Source organism: Petrotoga halophila DSM 16923 (genome assembly GCF_002924615.1).
Window position 1 is genome coordinate 1 of the sequence record NZ_JALY01000320.1, and the last position, 3418, is coordinate 3418.

Genomic DNA, 3418 nt, shown 5'->3' on the forward strand with positions numbered 1-3418 from the left:
TTCGATGATGTCTTTTCTCCGTCTGAATCAAATCATATCCCTTTTAAAGTAGTGGAGTATGATTCTTTCGAAAAAGGACTTCGGAATTTAAAAAAATCTGAAGTAAGTGCTTTTGTAGTGTTTCCTGAAAACTTTAATTTACTTAATCTGAAATTTTTGATCAAAACTATTGAGATTCCTGATATAAAAGTTTATTATACCAACGATAGTGCTTCTATGTATGCAAGAGACATTTTTGAAGTATTTTTGGATGAAATGAATATAATGATGTACACAAGAGGGGAAGAAGTAAAATTAGCGGTTAATGAAGAGATTATAGGTATAAAACAGTCAGAACCGTATAGATACAGAGATTTCCTATTTCCTGCCATTATTTTGATGTCTGTTTTGACTGTAGCTGTATTTAATATGCCTATTTATTTTTCGTATTACGTTGAAAAAGGTGTTTTTAAAAGGCTAAACTCCACTCCTATAAAAGGGAACGAATACTTTTTTAGCTTTTTACTTTCACATCTCATCCTACTGTTACTTTCTTTGATCGTTTTATACATTGAGGCTTACCTTTTTGATGTTAGTCCGGATATATATAAACCAGAGTTTATAGCCTACAGTGGTTTTTCAATCCTCGTGATACTGAGTGTCGGCCTTCTTCTTTCTTCTTTGTATAAAAATATGGGATCCGCCGAAGCAATTTCTCAGGTCATATATCAAGCGACCATTTTTTTAAGTGGATTTTATTTTGAGGTGACTAATACACCTTGGTTTATAAGATGGTACGTTTATTTTAACCCTGTTACTTATTTAGTGGATGGGATGAGGAAGTTGATGACTGGGAATGTTCTTGTCCCTGTTAATATAATCGTCCCTGTTATCTGGATGGTGGCATCTATCTTAATCTTTTCAATGAGTTATAAGGGGATGGTTTATTGTGAAAAATAAACGCATGTTTTCTTTAGTGAGTATATTTTATAAAGAAACCTTTAGAAATGGTTTCGAAGTGTTCTTTACTCTCCTTCTACCCGTTCTATTGATGTTTCTTTTCGGGATTATTTTTGGTACAGAGACTGACCAAAGTGTTGAGTATAAATTGGGAATCGCTGGTAACTTTGGAGAAGGGATTGTAGAAGCTCTTCCTTATCAAGTGTTAATTTTTGAAGACAAAAACTCTTTAAGTCAAGCTTTAGAAAGCGATCAAATCGATATGGGAATAATTATAGTTGAGAATAATCAAATAACCTTTGTTCAAAAAGGAACAGACATAAATAATCAGAGCAATATATTTTTAAAATTAAAATTGCAAAGTTTGTTGAAAAAGTATTTTATAGGGATGAATGAAGATTATATAAACGTGGAATTTGTTGAAACCCCCATAGGAGAAAGGCAAGAAAATACTTTGGATTTTATTTTGACAGGAGTTATAGGATTATCGCTTTTATCAGGTGGCATGTTTTCAATGATAAATGTATTTGGAAGATATCGAAAACTAGGCACAATTAAAAGACTTAAAGCCTCACCAATGAAACCGATAGAATTTACTTTATCGGCTTCATCCACTAAGCTTTTTTTGAATCTCATATCCATGTTTATTATAGTTTTTTTAGGTAAAATAATGTTTGATTCGAGTTTGACATTCAACTGGGGACTGCTTGTTATAGTGTTTTTTACTTCATCTATAGGAATGATGGGATTTGGGATATTGCTTTTATTGTTGTTCAAAGAACCTTCGGTAACGATAGAAATTGCTTCTATCCTTTATGTTGTAATGACTTTCTTTTCAGGGGTATATTTCCCTGTTGAATTTTTGCCCACTTCTGTCAGATGGGTAAGTAATATTTTACCGGTTAAGTATGTGGTTGATTTAATAAGGTACACAGGAAATATCAAACAAATTGGCTTAAACGCCTTTGTAATAATTAATTTGGTTTTGTTTGTAGGAGGGCTTTTCCTCTTGTTCGTCTCGTCTGAGATTTTTTTGAAAGAAGAGAAATAATTAAAAAAAGTAAAAAAACAATGAATATTAAACTCAATTTTACTTGTTGTTTTAACTTTAGACTTGACAAAAGTGTTGTGAACGGTTATAATATTCAACGGTTGCAAAAAAGAATTTTGATATACGTAACTACTAAGTGACCCGCTAGCTCAGCTGGTAGAGCATTTGACTTTTAATCAAAGGGTCCTGGGTTCGAATCCCAGGCGGGTCACCATTTTTTTATAGTTATTAGCGCGAGTGGCGGAACTGGCAGACGCGCAGGACTTAGAATCCTGTGGATTAATAATCCGTGTGGGTTCAAGTCCCACCTCGCGCACCAGCCAAATATTGCGGATATAGCTCAGCGGTAGAGCACTTGCTTGCCAAGCAAGGGGTCGTGGGTTCGAATCCCATTATCCGCTCCAATAAAAAAGTCCCCTGGTGGGGACATTTTACTTACTTGCCGTGAGGCTGTCTTCATTCTTCTTTCATGAATGGATATTTGAAATCTTTTGGTGGAACGAAATTTTCTTTAACTGCTCTGGCGGAAACCCATCTTAAAAGGTTTATAACGCTTCCAGCTTTGTCGTTTGTTCCTGAAGCTCTTGCACCACCAAACGGTTGTTGAGCCACCACAGCACCAGTAGGTTTATCGTTGATGTAGAAGTTTCCGGCAGCGTTAACGAGTACTTCCTCTGCCTTTTTAATAGCCTTTCTATCTTGAGCGAAGATCGCTCCAGTTAAACCATAGGGTGAAGTTTCATCACATAATTTCAATACATCGTCAAATTCTTTTGTATCGTAAACGTAGATACTTAAAACAGGGCCAAATATTTCTTCTACCATAGTTTTAAACTTTGGATTAGTCGTTAGTATTACAGTTGGCTCAATAAAATATCCAATAGAATCATCGCACTTTCCACCATAGATTATTTCTGCCTCATTACTTTCCTTTGCAAAATCTATGTAACTTTTCATCTTATCAAAAGCCTCTTTGTCAATTACAGCATTCATAAAGTTGGTGAAATTTTCTGGAGAGCCGATTTTAATTTCTTTCAAATTTTCGATCAAATTTTCTTTTACTTTCGGCCAGATGTTGTCAGGTATATAAGCTCTTGAGACAGCCGAACATTTTTGACCTTGATATTCAAATGCTCCCCTAATTAGCGCTGTTACCAGTGGTTCTATTTCACTACTTTCATGTGCAATCACAAAGTCCTTTCCACCTGTTTCTCCAACTATTCTTGGGTAAGTTTTATAATTTCTTATGTTCTTCCCGATTGTTTCCCACATATTTTGAAAAGTTGGAGCTGAACCGGTGAAATGTAATCCAGTAAAGTTAGGATCTTTAAAAACTATACTTCCAATTTTGGATCCTGAACCAGGTATGAAATTTATTACTCCATCGGGCAATCCAGCTTCTTGTAGTAATTTCATGAAGAAGTATGC

General features: G+C 34.8%; 3 protein-coding genes and 3 tRNA genes. 5 read left to right on the plus strand and 1 reads right to left on the minus strand.

What is annotated here, in order from left to right; genetic code table 11:
• The 5 genes from AA81_RS13540 to AA81_RS13560 form a co-directional block, all read left to right on the plus strand.
• The coding region (locus AA81_RS13540) for an ABC transporter permease (protein WP_146050415.1) at positions 1-939 on the plus strand (939 nt) is incomplete at its 5' end.
• Positions 929-1990: an ABC transporter permease gene (locus AA81_RS13545; RefSeq protein ID WP_103078051.1), complete on the plus strand. Its 1062-nt coding sequence runs from the start codon at positions 929-931 to the stop codon at positions 1988-1990. The genes AA81_RS13540 and AA81_RS13545, both read left to right, overlap by 11 nt.
• Before the next feature lie 138 nt (positions 1991-2128).
• Positions 2129-2204: transfer RNA gene (locus tag AA81_RS13550), tRNA-Lys, on the plus strand.
• Positions 2205-2221: 17 nt separating this feature from the next.
• A tRNA-Leu gene (locus tag AA81_RS13555) sits at positions 2222-2309 on the plus strand.
• 10 nt (positions 2310-2319) lie between these two features.
• Positions 2320-2394 (plus strand) — tRNA-Gly (locus tag AA81_RS13560).
• 52 nt (positions 2395-2446) lie between these two features.
• Here AA81_RS13560 and AA81_RS13565 read toward each other — a convergent pair.
• The coding region (locus AA81_RS13565; RefSeq protein ID WP_146050416.1) for an aldehyde dehydrogenase family protein at positions 2447-3418 on the minus strand (972 nt) is incomplete at its 5' end.